Here is an 18,678-nt window from a genome sequence, read left to right as displayed (position 1 = left end):
TAGGTACAAACATACTATTAACCCTTTTTAAAACACTTGAATCATGAAAAATTTTATGTCATTTTCGAAAAGCCCCCTAATCTTTTTTGCATTTCTATTGTTTGCAACATTAATGGTTGCACAAACAACACACATAGTTAACAACAACCCAGATGTTTCTACAAATTTTACCGATTTACAGGCAGCTATAGATGCTGCCAATAATGGTGATATCTTGTACGTACAACATTCTCCATCAAGCTATGGAAATGTCGAATTAGATAAAGAATTAACAATTATTGGACGTTCTCATGCCGATGTTGGTTATACCACCACCATCACAACTTTAAGCTTAAACGGTGGTGCAGACAATTCTGTTATTAAAGGGTGTAGAATTAATAGCGTTAATAGATTAGGTAGTGGCTCTACCATAGACAATGTTTCTTTTAATGATAACAGTATTGGATCTTTCGATTTAAACAATACTCATAACTGGACCAATTTCACAATTAAAGGCAATGTAATTACGGGGTCAGTAACTATTAGATCGACCATGGAAAATGTCGTCATAACAAATAACCTTTTACTAGGTGCGGGCTTTACTTTTTATGAGGTTGAATCGGTATTTTTTAGTTATAATATTATTGGCTATGGTACCAATTACCCTATTAATAATTTTGACTCAGATGACTCTCAACAGCTAAATATAAGTAACAGTATCTTTGTTCTTAATAGTGGTGCTAACCGAACTATTAGTCTAAATCCTAATGGTACTAATACTATACAAATAGACAATTGTGTAACCTACAATTATGGTAGTGGAAATTATACGTTTTCAGGTGGTGACATCAATGGAAATGTACAAGAGAACACAAACCCGAATTTTACAAGCGTCAACTCTGGAACCTCTTCATCCTTAGCAGGAACTGGCTCAAACTACGACCCTCTAAATGACGATTTAACCTTAACAGACGGACCAGGATTATTTGGTAGTGAAGGCCTATTTGAAGGGTATAATTTTATCAATTTAGGATTACCTACAGGGTATCCCAGTGTAAAAATATTATCCCATGACCCTACCATAGCTAAAAACGGAAATTTAAGCGTTACTATAGAAGCCAAGACTAACTAGAAAAATCCAGAAATCATGAAAACAAAAATCATAACTTGGTTATGCTGTTGTTTTGTTATGCTTGGGTTTGGACAATCTATAGACAAAATTGAGTACTTTTTTAATTCAGATCCAGGACTTGATAACGGTATAGATATTACACCAAATGCCAACTCTGGAAATTTAACACAAACAGAAAGCATCAGCATAGGTTCCTTAACAGGTTTTAATAGTCTCTATATTAGAACCATGGATAACACAGGAACTTGGACCATGTACGAAACGCGCGTATTCTATGTCACAGATTTTATGCCAACAGTAGGAGCATCAAACATTACAGCTGCCGAATACTTTTTTAATACAGACCCAGGTTTTGGCATGGGTGATCCTATTACTTTAGGGAGTTTTCCACTAACCTTTTCTATAGAGACGTCATTGGAAGGCTTACCAGTAGGATTTAACAGCATCTACGTGCGTGTTAAAGACAATTTAGGCTTATGGAGTATATATGAGAAACGGATCTTTTATATAACAGATTTTATGCCTATGGTTGGGGCTTCAAACATAGATGCTGCAGAGTATTTTTTTAATTCTGATCCAGGTTTAGGTAATGGTAAGCCAATAACGTTAGGCAGTTTTCCTCTAATGTTTGATATTGATACTACTTCCAATAATTTATCAGTTGGTTTTAATAGTTTATACATTCGAACACAAGATGATTTAGGTGTATGGAGTATATACGAAAAGCGGATATTTTATGTAGAAGACACCGCTAATTTAAACATACCAACAATTACCGGAGCCGAATACTTTTATGACACCGACCCGGGGTTTGGAAATGCTTATGCCACCTCTATAACAACAACTGGCAACTCTAATGAATTCACTATTGATTTAGGAACCTCATTAGAAACATGCGATTTGCACGATTTTTATATTCGATTACAAAACTCAGATGGCACTTGGGGACTTTACGATTATAGTGAAGATTTAGATATTTTTGATAACGCACCACCAACAATTGTAGTCTTTCCAAACATAACTGCAGAATTAGATATTAGTGGACAAGCATCCATAATATTAGCAGACGTAGACAACGGCACCTTTGACGATTGCGAGTTGGTCTCTGTTGTTCTAAATCAAGCTCAATTTGATTACACCTGCTCCGATTTGGGTATTAATTCAGTTACTATTACAGCCACCGATGCAGAAGCCAAAGTAAGTAATCAAAATGTAGATGTTACTGTAGTAGATTTTATAGATCCAGTAGCAGTTGCTCAAGACATTACTGTACAACTTGATTCCAATGGAGAAGCAACCATTATAGGAGCACAAATAGATAATGGGTCTACAGACAACTGTTCTGTTACCAATTTTTCTTTAGATGTTTCTAGTTTTGATTGTAGCCATCTTGGCTCGAATACTGTAACTCTAACAGCAATTGACCAGAGTGGTAACAACAGTACAAATGCCCCGACAGCAACTGTAACCGTTGAGGATAACATGGCTCCAAATGTAATTACACAAAACATCACAGTACAATTAGATGGGTCTGGTAATACTTCCATTACCCCTGCTCAAATTGATAATAATTCTACCGATAATTGTACGATTACAAACAGGAGCCTAGATATTACATCTTTTACTTGTGCTAATATAGGTGCTAATGTTGTGACACTAACTGTAACTGATCAAAGTGGAAATTCAGCTAATAATACGGCTACAGTAACTGTTGAAGATAGCGTTGATCCTAACATTGCTACACAAAATATTACCGTACAGTTAGATGGATCGGGTAATGCTTCAATCACTGCTTCTCAAATTGACAACAATTCTACTGATAACTGTAACATTACTAATAGAAGCTTAGATGTAACATCATTTACATGTAATGATTTAGGAGCTAACTTAGTTACACTTACAGTAACAGATCAAAGTGGAAATTCTTCCAATGACACGGCTACAGTTACAGTTGAGGATAATATAAACCCAATTGTTATTACTCAAAATATCACAGCTCAGTTAGATGATTCGGGAAATGCGTCAATTACAGCTTCCCAAATTGACAATAATTCAACTGATAATTGTAATATTACTAGTAGAAGCTTAGATGTAACATCATTTACATGTAATGATTTAGGTGGCAATGTGGTTACACTTACAGTAACGGATCAAAGCGGAAATTCTTCCAATGACACAGCTACAGTTGCTGTTGAGGATAATATAAACCCCACAGCTAATGGGCAGAATATTACAAGAGATTTGGCAGGCAACCCATCTGTTACGATCACAGCTAGTGATGTAGACAACGGTTCTTCTGATAATTGTAATTCCTATTCTTTATCAGTAGATGTAGATACATTTAATGCTGTTGGCGTTTACCTTGTAGTTTTAACAATTACAGACGGTTCAGGAAATACAGATACTGCAAATGTAACAGTGACCATAGAAGATTCTCTAGATGTGGAAGAATATGAGGTCAAAGCTAAAAACATTATACTTATCCAGTTCCAACAGATGAAACCTTATTTATCTCAACACGTTTGATTATAAATCATATTGATCTTTACGATTTAGCCGGTAAACATCTGAAAAAAATAATTCAGCCAAACAAAATGATAAACATTGCGAATTTACCTTCTGGTATTTATTTTCTAAAGATTAATGTGGAAAATGAATCTCTTATTAAACGAATGGTAAAAAAGTAAAACACCAAGAGATTGTAGATAGAGTTATAAAATAAAAAAGGATAATACTAACAATTAGTTACTAATATCACAACATAGCCATTTCTTTAAAAGCAGGAAAACATAATTATTTTACGAGTGTTTTAATTAATGATTTCCAAGTTCTGGAACTGCTTTCTTAGAAATGGCTTCTTTAGGGTATTATTAAATTGGGATAATTATTTCTCAAAAAATTCCATTTTAAAAATCATGGTAGCAAGTATTTTTTAAACCTCAAGTGATAATTCTTTACTTCAAAACACAAGATATAATAAACAATTTAATCAAATAAGTTGAGGAACTTTCAAATTAAAATCAAATTTTTATCAATTCGACAATAATGAAATAGGAGGTGAAAAAAATTAAGCATACTACGTTAATTCTGATTATCTTTGAGCCGATTAAAAAACAATGAGAAATAACAATAACAATAATAATTTCAATAATCCTAACATCTAGGAAAGGAAGGTTATTGTTTGAAAATATATGAAGCCTTCCTACTACGGAAGGCTTTTTTAATATAATATTTGAACCATGAGTAAAATTATGACAGTCGACGTATTGTCGAGCATTAAAGGGGCAAAACCCTCTGAAGCAGTTAGCCAATTATTTGATGTGATTAAAAACGCACATACCACTAATAATTCCTTTAATGCTAATATCAATAATAATGCGGTTTCTGTTAATGATTTAAGGGAAGATGTTGTCATTGAAAGTTCTGCTATTGAAAAGGAAATCATAAAAGAAAATTTCCCAAAACAAAAAAAGGGTTTTTTGGTAGTGTCTAAAGTTATTGAAGAATAGTTATGGAATCTCAAATTCACACACTACATAAAAAACTAGTAAGCCAAGAGATTTCTTGCTTAGACCTAGTTAAAGAAAAATTAGAAGCACTTAAACAGAACACTAACAATACAGTTAATAGTTTATTAGAAGATTCAGCATTGGAATCAGCTAAAAAAGTAGATCAAAAAATTGCCAGTGGTGAATCTATCGGACTTCTAGAAGGTATTCCTTTTGGAATTAAAGATGTGTACATGGTTCAGGGAACCTATACTACCGCTAGTTCAGATTTATTGAAAAATTATAAATCGGCATATACAGCCACAGCCATTCAAAAACTATTAGATGCTGGAGCTATTCCTATTGTAAAAGAAAACTGTGATAGTTTTGGTCATGGTTCATCTAGTGAAAACACCATTTTTGGGGCTGTAAAAAATGCAATTAACCCAGAGCTTGTTGGTGGTGGTTCCAGTGGAGGCTCTGCCGTAAACGTTGCAAAAGACTACACGGTATTTTCTATTGGTGGTGATACTGGCGGTTCTGTGCGTCAGCCTGCTGGCTACAATAATGTTTATGGTTTAAAACCAACTTACGGACGTATTTCTAGATACGGATTAATGGCTTATGCTTCATCTACAGATTGTGTTGGACCTATTGCTAAATCCATTGAAGATATTCGTATTGTTTTAAATACTATGAGTGGTAAAGATGCAAAAGATCAAACCACATATACTTCTAAAGCAATTACCGAAGAGGCAATCTCATCAAACGGTTCCATCAAATCTGTTGGATACTTTAAAAACTTTGTTGAAAGTGATGCTATTGACGAAAAAATAAAAGCTGATTTTTTCAGTGCTATTGAAAAGATTAAAGCTAAAGGTATTGAAGTAAAAGAATTAGACTTCTTTAAATCTGACACTTTGGTTTCCACATATTATACTTTGGCAATGGCCGAAACAGCCTCTAACCTATCAAGATTAGATGGTACTAACTACGGTAACAGAATAGAGTCTGATAATTTGAAAGAAACATATTCTGTCACCCGATCAGAAAACTTTTCTGAAGAAACAAAGCGAAGAATTGTTGGTGGAAACCAAGTATTATCTCAAGGATTTAGTGATGAGATTTACTTAAAAGGTTTGTCATTAAGAGATCAGATATCTCAAAATTTTGAAGAAGATTTTAGTGAGGTGGATATTATCATTTCTCCAGTAACACCAATGTCTCCGCCTAAAATTGGAGATAGCTTAAAAGACCCACTTGCTATGTATTTATCAGATGCTTATACCGTAGGGTTTAGCTTGGGGCAATTACCAACACTTACCGTTCCGCAAGGAACTGAAACGGGCTTGCAAATTACAGCCGCAAAAGACAACGACGAACTTGTTTTGAAGTTTGCTAACTTCTTAAAAGATACGATATAATGGATTTAGAGCAATTAAACGAGGCGCTTAAAGCCCAAGAATTAGAATTGGTTATCGGGTTGGAAACACACATCCGATTAAACACAAAAACCAAACTGTTCTGCTCTTGTCCTAATCAAGAGATTGAAACTCCTAATGAAAACATCTGCTCTGTTTGTACTGGGCAAATGGGTGTTCTACCTGCTGTGAATAAAGAAGCTATTACAAAAGCTATTTACTTTGGAAAAGCTGTGAAATCCACTTTTAATAACAAGGTTATTTCCTGGGATAGAAAACACTATGAATACCCTGATAACCCAAAAAACATTCAGATTACACAATTCCATAATCCGATTATTCCTGACGGGCAAGTATCTTGTTTCAGAAATGACGGAAGTGAATTCACTGTAAACCTTACTCAGGTTCATATAGAGGAAGATGCTGCAAAATTAATGCATGAGAAAACGGTTTCTTTGGTTGACTTCAATAAAGCCGGAGTACCACTTATTGAAATTGTTACAGAACCTTGTATTCATCATATTGAAGACGCTTCAACATACGCACAATACCTTCAGCGTATTGTTCAAAACTTAAAAATATCAGAGGCTAACCTTGAAAAAGGAGAGTTTAAATCCGATGTTTCGGTTTCGCTTAGAAAAAAACGTAGTTACAACTTAAATCCACGTACGGAGATTAAAAATCTTAACTCATTTAAGTTTATCACCGAAGCTCTAATTGAGGAAGTTGAAAAACAACTCAACTACTATATAGAACACAAAGATTTTAGACCAGACCAAACTACAGTTTTGTTTGATGCCGATTTAAAGCAAACCAAAACCATGCGTAAAAAAGAGTTTGAAGCAGATTATCGTTTCATCTCTGAACCAGATTTACCTTTTGTAAATATTAAAGAAGTAGTAGAATCTATTGACGTAGATACCAGCACCCTTCCTTATGCGGTAGAACGTATATTGATTAAAGGTGGTGTTTTGCCTCAAGATGCAAAATTCTTCACAGCAGATTCATTACGGTCTGAAACTTTTATTGCAATAAATAATGTAATAAACGACCCGTCTTTTGTTGCTAAAACATTAGTAAACAACATTGGTTCAGATGATTATGCAGACATTTATAGAATTGATCATTTAATTGATATTTTCAAACTCTTTAAAGAAGAGAAAATTACATCGGTTTTAGTTCAAAATGCTATTACATCTTATTTAAAAGATAGAAATTTTGACTACAACAAGTATTTTGAAGACAATACTATTTCAAAAGAAAAGATTGAGAATGCAATTGCAAAAGTTATCACCGAAAACGAAGCTATTGCAATCGACATCAAATCTGGCAACCAAGGAAAGGCTGGGATTTTAGTTGGAAAAGTAATTGGAATTATTGGAAAAGGTGCTTCAGGAAAAGTGATTCGCCAAGGCATACTTAATGCTTTGACAGCAGATTCATCATCAATTACTAAATCTGAAAACAAAACCGCAATTACTAAAACAAGTGATGCCAAAATCATTAAGGAAATTGAAGAGGAAGTATTACCAGAAATCCCTATGGTGGTTAAAGATGAGTACAGAACTCATATTGCAACCGATTTAAATGAAGCTTCTATCTCAGATAAAGTAACATTATCTGGTTGGGTATCTAGTGTTCGTGATCACGGTGAATTAATATTTATTGATTTACGGGATTCTAGTAACGAGATTTTTCAAGTGAGATTAAGTAGAGAATCGTTCCCTAATTTAGATGAATTGGTTAAACTAAAACCAGAATCTGTAATTATGGTTACTGGCGAAATTGTAAAACGAAAAGAAGACGATTTCAACCCAAGTTTAAGAACGGGAACTATTGAATTAGAAACATCAGAACTAGAGATTTTAAACCTATCTAAAACACTTCCATTTGAAATAAAACGTGCAATCAAAACTAACGAAACTACGCGTTTTCAATACAAGTTTTTAGACCACAGAAATCAAGATGTCCATCGAGTTATCAGAAACCGTCATAGAGTCATTAAATTGATGCGTGACATTTTAGACGAGCAAGATTTCTTAGAAATTGAAACCCCAATTTTAAGTGCTGGAACCGATGAAGGAGCTAGGGAATTTATTGTTCCTACGCGTAAAGAAGCAGGCTCATTTTACACATTACCACAAGCACCTCAGCAGTTTAAACAGATGCTAATGGTAAGTGGTTATGAAAAATATTTCCAATTAGCGCGTTGTTTTAGAGACGAAGATTCTCGTGGTGATCGTCAGCCAGAGTTCACACAGTTAGATATTGAGGTGGCGTACGCCAGTATGCAGCAAATTATAGATTTGAACACCAACATGTTCAATGATATTGTTAAAAAAGTATATGGTAAAAAGTGGATTTTAAAACCATTTGAGGTCTTAACTTATAAAGAGGCCATAGACAAATATGGTTGTGACAGGCCAGATTTACGTTTCGGTTTAGAAATGCAGGACATTACAGATATAGTTAAAGACACTACCTTTCAAGTATTCAGCAAACCCATTAATGAAGGTGGTATTGTAAAGTGTATTAAAGTTTCTGCAGAAGAACAAGGCAAAAAAAGAATGTCTAAAGGGCAAATAGAAAAACTCACTAATATTGCACAAAAAAATGGCTTAGGAGGATTAGCATATATTATTGTAAACGAAAATGATTTACAATCGCCAATTATAAAGTTCTTAGGCGAAGATATTGCTGTAGGAATAATAAAAGTTGCTAACGCACAAGTTGGAGATATTGTATTCTTTTCTGCTTCAGATTATGTAACTGCTAATAAAGCATTGGATGCTGTTCGTCAAGAAATGGGTAAAATGCTAAAATTAATTAACCCTAAAGAATTAAGACCTGCATGGGTAGTTGATTTCCCAATGTTTGAAAAAACAGATGAGGGCAGTTGGACATTTACTCACAACCCATTCTCAATGCCAGCAACCTATGACATTGAAAAACACATTAATGGTAAAGAGGAAGAAATTGGCTCAATAATAGCTCAACAATATGACTTAATATTGAACGGTTATGAAATTGGCGGTGGTTCTGTTCGTGCTCATAAACCAGAAATTTTAGAAGCCACCTATAAAAACATGGGCTACAATAAAGAGGAAATGATAAAAAGTGTTGGCACCATGTATAAAGCTTTCCATTACGGGGCACCTCCACATGGTGGTATTGCTTGGGGTGTAGATCGTTTAATGATGATTCTTGAAAAGAAAGCATCTATTAGAGAGGTTATGGCTTTCCCAAAAACGGGAACCAGTGAAGATTTATTATTCGGAGCACCTTCACCTCTATCTGATAAAAAAGTAGAAGAGATGAATGTAAGAATCCTGAAAAAGTAAATTCATCCTTAAAACATTTTGAAGAGCTATTCATTTTGAGTGGCTCTTTTTTTAGGTCATTGTAAACTTTAACATTCACATTCGACTTTTATAAGAATGTTAACAGAAATTCCTCTTAACTTTAAGCCTAATCATAAATCTAAAAATTTCATTATGAAAAAATCATCATTACTTTCCACTATTGCTTTTGTATTTATTATGTTATTATCTACCAATGTAGATGCTCAAAAGTTTAGAGGATTAGACAAAAGTCCAATGGATGCCGCCTTATATAAAACTTCAAGAAATGCTCCAGCAATGGCCAAAGTGGTTTATAGCAGACCACAACTTAAAGGCAGAGAATTAAGTGCTTTAGCTCCAAATGGAAAGGTTTGGAGAACAGGTGCCAATGAAGCTGCAAGCATTACGTTTTATAGTGATATGAAGATTGGTGGAAAAGCAGTTAGTGCTGGCGAATATTCACTATTTACTATTCCTGGTGAAAAAGAATGGACCATCATTATTAACAAGGATATTAATGTTTGGGGTGCTTATTCGTATAATGAAGCTAACGATGTTATAAGAGTTTCTGCTCCTGTTAGTTCTGGAGAATCTTTAGAGGCTTTCTCAATAACATTTTCAGAAGGCAACCTGCATTTAGGCTGGGGCACTACTAGAGCGACTGTTTCAATTACGAAATAATAAGAAAATTTTTGATTCAATTAAAAAAGCCTTGATTTTTCAAGGCTTATTTTATTTATGGTATATTCAAATACTTATGCGTTTGAAGTGACACTTTCCACTTAGGGTTTTGCATAACATAGTCTACAATAAGTGGAACTACTTTATCACGTTTACTCCATTCTGGTTGTAAATACAAAATACAATCTTCATTTACTTTTGCAGCTTGTTCTTCAGCAAATCGTAAATCATCTTTGTTATAAACGATAATTTTTAGCTCATCAGCATTTTTACAAACCTCATCAGTTGGTAATTTCATTTTTTTTGGCGACAAACAAATCCAATCCCAAATCCCTGTAAGTTTATAAGCTCCAGAAGTTTCAATATGAGTTTTTAAACCAGACTCCTTCAATTTTGAAGTTAATATGGTCATATCCCAAGTTAAAGGTTCACCACCTGTTACCACAATTGTATCACTATTCTTTTTGGCATTTTCAACTATTTTAGAAGTCTCAGTAGGCGGATGTAAATCTGCATTCCAACTTTCTTTAACATCACACCAATGGCAACCTACATCACAACCTCCTATTCTAATAAAATAAGCCGCTGTTCCTTTATAGAAACCTTCACCCTGAATAGTATAAAACTCTTCCATTAAAGGAAGCATTTCACCCTTATCTACTAATTCTTTTATCTCCATATTCATAAGTCTGCAAAGATACATAATCCCTTACTTTTTTATCATATTTTGATTTCCATTTCAATTTTCCTAATTTCGCGAAAGGATTAATTAAAAGTAAATTGCATCTCTCACTCTCTCAAAGATGAAAAAGACAATATTGCCCCTTGCCTTATTTCTATGCATGCATAGCATAGGGTTTTCTCAAGTTGGTATTGGAACTACCAACCCAACTGCCGAATTAGAAATTGAAACAACTAATACTGGAATTCCTGCTTTGGAATTAAATTCCCAAACAACTCCTTCCGGAACAGTTACTGGACAAATTTCATTAATTGGCGACAAGTTGTTTATGTATGATGCCACTAGAATCAAGTGGTTAAGTCTAGAAACCACAGCTTTACAATACGGAAGAAATGGTGGGGCTGATAACGAAAGGTTAAGATTTGGTGGAGATCTTAGAGCCAATAGCAGTGGGCCTAAAATGCCTTTTGATGGCACTATTGTATATATGACCATTCAATCTTCCGGAGGAGAAGATGATAAACAATTTGACCTCAAAATAAACGGAACAGATGTTGGGAATAATGCAGACCCTACTTTAGATGGAAGAATTAGTCTTTCAAGTGGAACGTTTACAAGCACATCTTACAATATTGATTTTAATGTTGGAGATTATATTACACTAGAGGTTAGAAATTCTGGTGGAGATGTAGATGATGTAGGTGCGGTTATCTGGGTAAAATGGCGCGAATAATAAAGTAATTACTTCCTATTTCTTATTTTTTTCTTCCTCTTATTTCCTTTACATTTATACAAAATTAGACCCTATGGATGCTAAGGACACTTTTTATAATTATATAACTGAAGGAAATAAGACTAAAGGTGATTTTATTCCAATTGGTGCAGCCATGTTAAATGGCGAAACTGTAACTGGAGCTCATGTTAAGATTCCCTTAAAAACAATGAATCGTCATGGCTTAATTGCAGGAGCTACAGGTACCGGAAAAACAAAATCACTTCAGGTTTTAGCTGAAAACTTAAGCGATAAAGGCATACCGGTATTACTTATGGACATTAAAGGTGATTTAAGTGGATTAGCTAAACCAAGTCCGGGGCACCCTAAAATTGATGAACGCCATGAAAAAATAGGATTACCATTTGAAGCAAAATCGTTTCCTGTTGAAGTTTTAACATTGTCAGAGCAGGATGGAGTCCGTTTAAGAGCTACCATAAGTGAATTTGGACCTGTACTACTCTCCAGAATTCTAGACCTAACTCAAGCTCAATCTGGAGTTATGGCTGTTCTTTTTCAATATTGTGATGACAATAAATTACCCATCCTAGATTTAAAGGACTTAAAGAAAACTTTGCATTATGCTACCAATGAAGGAAAAGAAGAATTCACAAAATCTTATGGCAGAATTTCTACAGCTTCTACAGGTGCTATTCTTAGGAAAATAATAGAATTAGAACAGCAAGGAGCCGACCTGTTTTTTGGTGAAACCTCATTTGACGTTGATGATTTATTAAGGATTGACGAAAATGGAAGGGGCTATATTAATATCATAAGGCTTACAGATATTCAAGATAGGCCTAAATTATTTTCTACTTTCATGTTAAGTTTATTAGCTGAAATATATTCTACCTTCCCTGAACAAGGGGATAGTGATAGGCCTGAACTCATCATGTTTATTGATGAAGCACATTTAATTTTCAACGAAGCTTCAAAACCTTTATTAAACCAAATTGAAAGTATTGTAAAACTAATTAGAAGTAAGGGTGTGGGACTATATTTTGTTACACAAAACCCTACCGATGTTCCAGAAGAGGTTCTAGGTCAATTAGGTTTAAAAGTGCAACATGCCTTAAGAGCTTTTACTGCAAAAGATAGAAAAGCCATTAAATTAACGGCAGAAAACTATCCAGATTCTGAATACTATGACACAACAGAAGTACTTACCTCTTTGGGAATTGGAGAAGCATTAGTTTCTGCTTTAGATGAAAAAGGACGACCTACACCACTAGCTGCTACCATGATGCGTGCTCCAATGAGTAGAATGGATGTCTTAACTGATTCTGAATTGGATACGCTAGTTTCACATTCACAACTTTCAAAAAAATATAATAAAGAAGTTGACCGTGAAAGTGCTTATGAAATGCTGAATGAAAAAATAAAAAAAGCTGAAGCAGACGAGGCCAAAGAAAAAGCGCGTATTGAAAAAGAAGCTTTGAAAAAAGCTGAAGCTAAACGCAAAGCAAAAAGTACATCTTCTACCCGAAGGCGAAAAAGTACTAGAATTAATCCGGTAGTAAAAGTTTTAACAAGTGCTACATTCATTAGAAGTGTATTCGGCATCCTTACAAAAGTGATGAAAAAATAAGACCCATAATTTCAAATTAGTAATTAAAACTCTTTTTAAAATAATGTATAAAACCCTTTTTAGCCTCATTTTACTATGCACTGTATTTTTAAGCTGTAAAAAAGAACAAGACCCATTTCAGGTTTCAAAACAGCATATAGGTCTGCTCACAGACTCTACTCAAGTTAAAGACCTTAAAATTATTTTTGCTACAGACTCAATATCAAAATTTATTAGTGGTGATGAGTTCGCAGGCGGCATTAACAATATTGAAATATTTAAAAAAGATGGAAATAAGCTTCTTATTTTGACACCAGAAAAGGTTTTAGATTCTACCTCCACTATAAAAAGTATTCAGATTATTGATCCACAGTACAAAACCGTTAAAGGCATTTCTACCTTAAGTACTTTTAAAGACATAAATACTGCTTATAAAATTTCTAGTATTAATAATAGTATTAATTCATTGGTAATCTCTGTAAAAGAATTAAATGCCAGTTTTGTAATTGACAAAAAAGAACTTCCTGCTAATTTACGTTTTGACATAAACTTAAAGTTTGAAGAAACTCATATACCTGATGATGCCAAAATCAAATACTTCTTTTTAATTTGGAACGATTAACAAATTATAAATGAACCCATTTTTAACTAAAATAATATTTGATTTAGCTAGAAAAAGGCTAGAAAAAACACAACCTAAAAAACCGGTAAGCAAGAAAAAGATTGTACCTCTTGTTAGGAATTTACAGGTTGAACTCGCTCATACTATATCAGAATATATATTTATAATTATAGGTATTTTTTCGGCTGGTTTTGGTTTAAAAGGTTTTTTATTACCTAATCAGTTTATAGATGGTGGTGCAACTGGTATTTCATTATTACTAGAAAATGTTACCTCATTAAAACTAGGTATTCTTTTAGTTTTAGTTAATATTCCTTTTATAATTTTAGCATCAAAAACTGTTAGTTTAAAATTTGCCATTAGAAGCATTGTTGCAATCTCGCTTTTAGCATTAGTAGTACATTTTGTTGACTATCCAAAAATCACAGATGATAAATTACTAATAGCCGTTTTTGGTGGTTTCTTTCTTGGTTTAGGTATTGGTATGTCAATGCGTGGGCGAAGTGTAATAGACGGCACCGAAGTTTTAGCCATATTTTTAAGTAGAAAATTGTCAGTTACGGTAGGAGACGTATTATTGATAATAAACATCATTATATTTTCTTTCGGAGCTTATGTTCTCTCAGTAGAAACAGCATTGTACGCCATTTTAACATATATGGCCGCTGCCAAAACCGTTGATTTTGTAGTTGATGGTGTAGAAGAGTACGTAGGTCTCACCATAATTTCTGACAAACATGAAGAAATTAAATGGATGTTAACAAAAAAACTTGGTCGTGCCTGCACCATTTATAGCGGCAAAGGTGGTTATAATGAAAAAGGTGAAAGTGTACCAAAAGAGATAATCTATAGCGTGATTACTCGATTAGAATTACCTAGAATAAAAACCGAAATTGACAAAATAGATAGAAAGGCATTCCTGATAATGGGCATTGTAAAAGACATTAAGGGTGGCATGATAAAACGCAGACCTTTCAAAGATTAAAATGAAAAAATATATTATTCAGAATAATCCTTTTATAGTTCCAACTACTGATGGCAAAACAATTAAAGAGCATTTTGGATTTGCAACAGATGGCAACTCTGAAATAAGTATCGCTCACATGACAGCCCCTGCTGGATGGAGCGAACCTTTTCAAACACCAGAATTTGACGAATTCACTTTTATCATTAAAGGCAAAAAACAGTTCATTATTGAAAATGAAACGGTTGTAATAGAAGCTGGTCAGTCTATTAAAATAGAAAGAAATACAAGGGTTCAATATTCAAACCCGTTTACTGAACCCTGTGAATATATTGCTATTTGCACCCCTGCATTTTCTATTGAAAAAGTGCATAGAGAAGACGATTAATCTATGGAGAAATACATTATAAAACTAATAGGTTCTTACCTAAATGTATTGAGCTACTTTTCTGGAGATTATGCTGCAAATAAAGCATTACATTTATTCTCTACTCCTAGAAAGGGAAAGTTGAATTCTCAAAATGAAAAATTCTTAAATTCAGCAAAAAAGGAAAACCTTAATTATGAGGGATTAAATATTGCTACCTATCATTGGAAAGGAGATAAAGCTACTATTCTATTGGTTCATGGATGGGAAAGCAATTCTGCCCGCTGGAAAAACAAAATTAAAAGATTTATTCCTCAAGGATTTAATATTATAGCTATAGATGCACCAGCCCATGGTGCTTCCGGAAGCAAACTATTTAATGCACTTTTATATTCCGAATTCATCAATATTGTAGCTCAAAAATACCAACCAGAAGTAGTTATCGGGCATTCTGTTGGTGGAATGGCTTCCATTTTCTTTCAACAAAAATACCAACTAAAATCAATTAAGAAAATGGTATTACTGGGAGCTCCTTCAGAATTTGAAACTATTTTAAAAAGCTACATCAAACTTTTGGGATACAATAAGAAGATAGAGAAACATCTTAATAAAATTATTTTAAAAAGATTTGGAGCAGTACCAGGTGATTTTTCAACTTCAAAATATTCAAAAAGTATAGAAACCAAAGGCTTAATTATTCACGATGTAAAAGACGCCGTTATTCCGTATTCTGATGCTAAACTTATAAATAAGAATTTAAGAAATAGCATGTTAATTTCTACAAAAGGTTTAGGACATTCACTAAATGATTCATCTGTAACAAAAAACATTTTAGAGTTCATACAAAAATAAGATAGTTTACTTTTGCAATATGGAAGCACCATTAAAACGAATCAATAAATATTTAAGCGAAGTAGGTTATTGCTCGCGAAGGGAGGCAGACAAACTTATTGAAGCAGGCAGAGTTACCGTTAATGGTGAAATACCCGAAAAAGGAACAAAATTATCTCCTAATGATGAAGTTCACGTTGATGGCGCATTAATTTCAAACACTAAAAAAGAGTTTGTTTATTTAGCATTTAACAAACCCATTGGCATTGTTTGCACCACAGATACTCGGGTTGAGAAGGATAATATTATAGACTTTATAAATTATCACAAACGCATATTCCCTATTGGAAGATTAGACAAACCTAGTGAAGGTTTAATTCTTTTAACAGATGATGGCGATATTGTAAACAAAATTCTTAGAGCCAGCAATAACCACGAAAAGGAATATGTTGTTACGGTTGACAAACCTATTTCTCAAACATTTATTGAGCGTATGTCTAGAGGCATTTATTTAGAAGAACTCAAGCAAACAACAAGACCTTGTTTTGTGAAAAAAATGAGCTCAAATAGATTTAAAATTATTCTTACTCAAGGACTAAATAGACAAATTAGAAGAATGTGTTCGCATTTAAACTACGAGGTTCAAACACTTAAAAGGGTAAGAATTATGAATATTAAACTTGACATCCCCATTGGTGAATATAGAGAACTTACTAAAGAAGAGCTCATTGAATTAAGTCATTTAATTAGTGATTCATCTAAAGAATTTGTTCCTAAATCTATAAAACGCAGACAGTAAAATGAGCCATAATATTTCTCCATTTCATTTAGCAATTCCTGTTCATAATCTAAAGGAATGTCGAATTTTTTATAGAGAAACTCTAGGTTTTACAGAAGGTAGAAGCAGTGATATTTGGGTAGATTTTAATTTCTTCGGACATCAATTAGTAATTCATTTTAAACCGAAAGATTCAGATTCTGATTTACACACCAATCCTGTTGACGGAAAAGACGTTCCCGTTCCACATTTTGGAGTAGTACTTCCTTGGGATACATTTTTCGATTTCGCGGAAACTTTAAAAAGCCAAAACATTCATTTCATTATTGACCCTTATATCAGGTTTGAAGGGTTGGCAGGAGAACAAGCAACCATGTTTTTCAAGGATCCATCAGGCAACGCTCTAGAATTTAAAGCCTTTAAAGATATGAATCAATTATTTGCAAAATAACTACTAATGATGAAATACATACTTCTATTTTTATTATTGGTTACCAGTGGTTTTGTATCATTTTCACAATCACCATCCACTGAATATGGAGATATTGATATTCAAGATTATCAATTTCATATTACTGTAAATGATGATAATAATATCATAGAAGCTCAAGCCCATATTGGCGTTTTATTCAAATCAGATTTGATCAGTTTCAGATTAGATTTAGAAAATACAGATGAAACAAAAAAGGGAATGATTGTTACTAAAATAACTGAGAACGGAAAACCTGTTTCTTTTAAGCATGAAAATAATGTGCTAGAGATTTATGACAACTCAGCTATTGGTAATAAAAAAACCTATTCAATAAATTACCATGGTACCCCAAAAGACGGTCTTGTGATATCAAAGAACAAATATGGAGACCGCACTTTCTTTGGAGATAACTGGCCAAATAGAGCACATCAATGGCTTCCTACTGTAGACCACCCATCAGATAAAGCATTTGTTGAATGGCATGTTACAGCACCTTCACATTATCAAGTTGTTGGAAACGGGTCTCAAATTGAGGAAACAGATTTAGATAATAAAAATACTTTATATGTATGGAAAACAGAGGTCCCCATTCCTACTAAAGTAATGGTAATTGGCATTGCTAAATTTGCTGTACAACACATAGGTGAAACACACAACGTACCAATTTCTTCTTGGGTTTACCCACAAAATAAAAGTGAAGGGTTTTATGATTACGCCTTGGCAAAAAGTGTCATCAACTTTTTTATTGAAAATGTAGGCCCGTACCCTTATACCAAACTGGCTAATGTTCAGTCTAAGACTCGTTTTGGTGGTATGGAGAATGCTAGTAATATTTTCTATTTTGAAAACTCAGTAAGTGGTAAACGCAAGATTGAAAACTTAATTGCTCATGAAATAGCACACCAATGGTTTGGCAATTCAGCTTCAGAAAGTGATTGGCCACATGTATGGCTAAGTGAAGGTTTTGCTACTTATTTCACAAATTTATATGTTGAAAAAACAAAAGGTGAAGAGGCTTTTAAAAAGCTTGTCAATGAACACCGTAAACAAATCATAGACTTCTCTAAAACGCAAATGACACCTGTTTTAGATTTTGAAACTGAGAGTTTAATGAGATTATTAAACACCAATTCATATCAAAAAGGAGGTTGGATTTTACATATGCTACGTAAAAAAGTTGGGGATGATCTTTTTTGGAAAAGCATTAGAAAATATTATGAAACATATGCCTTAAAAAATGCTTCCTCTCAAGATCTTAAACTCATTTTTGAAGCTGTTACGAGCCAAGAATTGGACACCTTTTTTTCTCAATGGTTAGAAAAACCAGGGCATCCTATTTTAAAAACTTCATGGGAATCTGATAAAAAAAGTATAACATTTAATATTGAACAAACTCAAGCAGGACATGCTACTTTCTCATTCCCTATTGAATTAAAAGTGATTTATACAGATGATTCTTCAGAAATCACAACAGTGATGGTACAAGACAAAAAGCTATCTCAAAGGATCAAGGTAAAATCAGAGGTTAAGAATATTGTAATCGACCCGAACTCGTGGCTACTCTTCGAGGAAGATTAAACT

17 protein-coding genes are annotated in these 18,678 nt (G+C 33.6%); 16 read left to right on the top strand and 1 reads right to left on the bottom strand.

Going from position 1 to position 18,678, the window contains the following annotated elements:
• The first annotated feature begins 43 nt into the window (after nt 1-43).
• From FUA22_RS03535 to FUA22_RS03505, 7 genes are all read left to right on the top strand, one after another.
• Nucleotides 44-1,111: a right-handed parallel beta-helix repeat-containing protein gene (locus FUA22_RS03535; RefSeq protein ID WP_147766451.1), complete on the top strand. Its 1,068-nt coding sequence runs from the start codon at nt 44-46 to the stop codon at nt 1,109-1,111.
• Between the two features lie 15 nt (nt 1,112-1,126).
• Nucleotides 1,127-3,637, top strand: a complete 2,511-nt coding sequence (locus FUA22_RS03530) for a hypothetical protein (RefSeq protein ID WP_147766450.1) — start codon at nt 1,127-1,129, stop codon at nt 3,635-3,637.
• Nucleotides 3,634-3,798 carry a T9SS type A sorting domain-containing protein gene (locus FUA22_RS18675; protein ID WP_394344009.1) on the top strand — a complete coding sequence of 55 codons (165 nt, stop codon included), beginning with the start codon at nt 3,634-3,636 and terminating at the stop codon, nt 3,796-3,798. The genes FUA22_RS03530 and FUA22_RS18675 overlap by 4 nt, the downstream gene beginning before the upstream one ends.
• A gap of 552 nt (nt 3,799-4,350) precedes the next feature.
• The gene (locus FUA22_RS03520) at nt 4,351-4,620 is read left to right on the top strand and encodes an Asp-tRNA(Asn)/Glu-tRNA(Gln) amidotransferase subunit GatC (protein WP_170309832.1); all 270 of its coding nucleotides are present in this window, start codon (nt 4,351-4,353) and stop codon (nt 4,618-4,620) included.
• 2 nt (nt 4,621-4,622) lie between these two features.
• Complete coding sequence (locus FUA22_RS03515) at nt 4,623-6,023, top strand: amidase family protein (protein ID WP_147766449.1); 1,401 nt, start codon at nt 4,623-4,625, stop codon at nt 6,021-6,023.
• Nucleotides 6,023-9,361: a bifunctional amidotransferase subunit GatB/aspartate--tRNA ligase AspS gene (gatB/aspS, locus tag FUA22_RS03510; protein ID WP_147766448.1), complete on the top strand. Its 3,339-nt coding sequence runs from the start codon at nt 6,023-6,025 to the stop codon at nt 9,359-9,361. Before FUA22_RS03515 ends, gatB/aspS begins: the two co-directional genes overlap by 1 nt.
• Nucleotides 9,362-9,514: 153 nt before the next feature.
• On the top strand, nt 9,515-10,042 hold the full coding sequence (locus FUA22_RS03505; RefSeq protein WP_147766447.1) for a DUF2911 domain-containing protein: 528 nt from the start codon (nt 9,515-9,517) through the stop codon (nt 10,040-10,042).
• A 55-nt stretch (nt 10,043-10,097) separates the two neighbouring features.
• Here the strand turns inward: FUA22_RS03505 and FUA22_RS03500 are convergent, their stop codons facing one another.
• Nucleotides 10,098-10,727, bottom strand: coding sequence for a 7-carboxy-7-deazaguanine synthase QueE (locus FUA22_RS03500; RefSeq protein WP_147767407.1), 630 nt, complete (start codon nt 10,725-10,727; stop codon nt 10,098-10,100).
• A gap of 118 nt (nt 10,728-10,845) precedes the next feature.
• Between FUA22_RS03500 and FUA22_RS03495 the strand changes: the two genes are divergently transcribed.
• From FUA22_RS03495 to FUA22_RS03455, 9 genes are all read left to right on the top strand, one after another.
• Entirely contained in the window at nt 10,846-11,457 is a 612-nt protein-coding gene (locus FUA22_RS03495; protein WP_147766446.1) for a hypothetical protein, read from the top strand.
• Between the two features lie 73 nt (nt 11,458-11,530).
• Nucleotides 11,531-13,084, top strand: a complete 1,554-nt coding sequence (locus FUA22_RS03490) for a helicase HerA-like domain-containing protein (RefSeq protein WP_147766445.1) — start codon at nt 11,531-11,533, stop codon at nt 13,082-13,084.
• A gap of 43 nt (nt 13,085-13,127) precedes the next feature.
• A complete protein-coding gene (locus FUA22_RS03485; protein ID WP_147766444.1) occupies nt 13,128-13,685 on the top strand; it encodes a hypothetical protein in 558 nt (185 codons plus the stop codon).
• Between the two features lie 10 nt (nt 13,686-13,695).
• Nucleotides 13,696-14,670: a YitT family protein gene (locus FUA22_RS03480; RefSeq protein WP_147766443.1), complete on the top strand. Its 975-nt coding sequence runs from the start codon at nt 13,696-13,698 to the stop codon at nt 14,668-14,670.
• A gap of 1 nt (nt 14,671) precedes the next feature.
• Complete coding sequence (locus FUA22_RS03475; RefSeq protein ID WP_147766442.1) at nt 14,672-15,037, top strand: cupin domain-containing protein; 366 nt, start codon at nt 14,672-14,674, stop codon at nt 15,035-15,037.
• A 3-nt stretch (nt 15,038-15,040) separates the two neighbouring features.
• Entirely contained in the window at nt 15,041-15,868 is an 828-nt protein-coding gene (locus tag FUA22_RS03470; RefSeq protein ID WP_147766441.1) for an alpha/beta hydrolase, read from the top strand.
• Between the two features lie 19 nt (nt 15,869-15,887).
• Nucleotides 15,888-16,646, top strand: a complete 759-nt coding sequence (locus tag FUA22_RS03465; RefSeq protein ID WP_147766440.1) for a pseudouridine synthase — start codon at nt 15,888-15,890, stop codon at nt 16,644-16,646.
• Nucleotide 16,647: 1 nt separating this feature from the next.
• Nucleotides 16,648-17,076 carry a VOC family protein gene (locus tag FUA22_RS03460; protein WP_147766439.1) on the top strand — a complete coding sequence of 143 codons (429 nt, stop codon included), beginning with the start codon at nt 16,648-16,650 and terminating at the stop codon, nt 17,074-17,076.
• Nucleotides 17,077-17,082: 6 nt separating this feature from the next.
• Nucleotides 17,083-18,675: a M1 family metallopeptidase gene (locus FUA22_RS03455; protein WP_147766438.1), complete on the top strand. Its 1,593-nt coding sequence runs from the start codon at nt 17,083-17,085 to the stop codon at nt 18,673-18,675.
• The last annotated feature ends 3 nt before the right edge of the window (nt 18,676-18,678 follow it).

This window comes from Seonamhaeicola maritimus, from assembly GCF_008056315.1.
Lineage (GTDB): Bacteria > Bacteroidota > Bacteroidia > Flavobacteriales > Flavobacteriaceae > Seonamhaeicola > Seonamhaeicola maritimus.
Note: the sequence above shows the minus strand (reverse complement) of the source record. Positions and strands in the feature narration are given on the sequence as shown.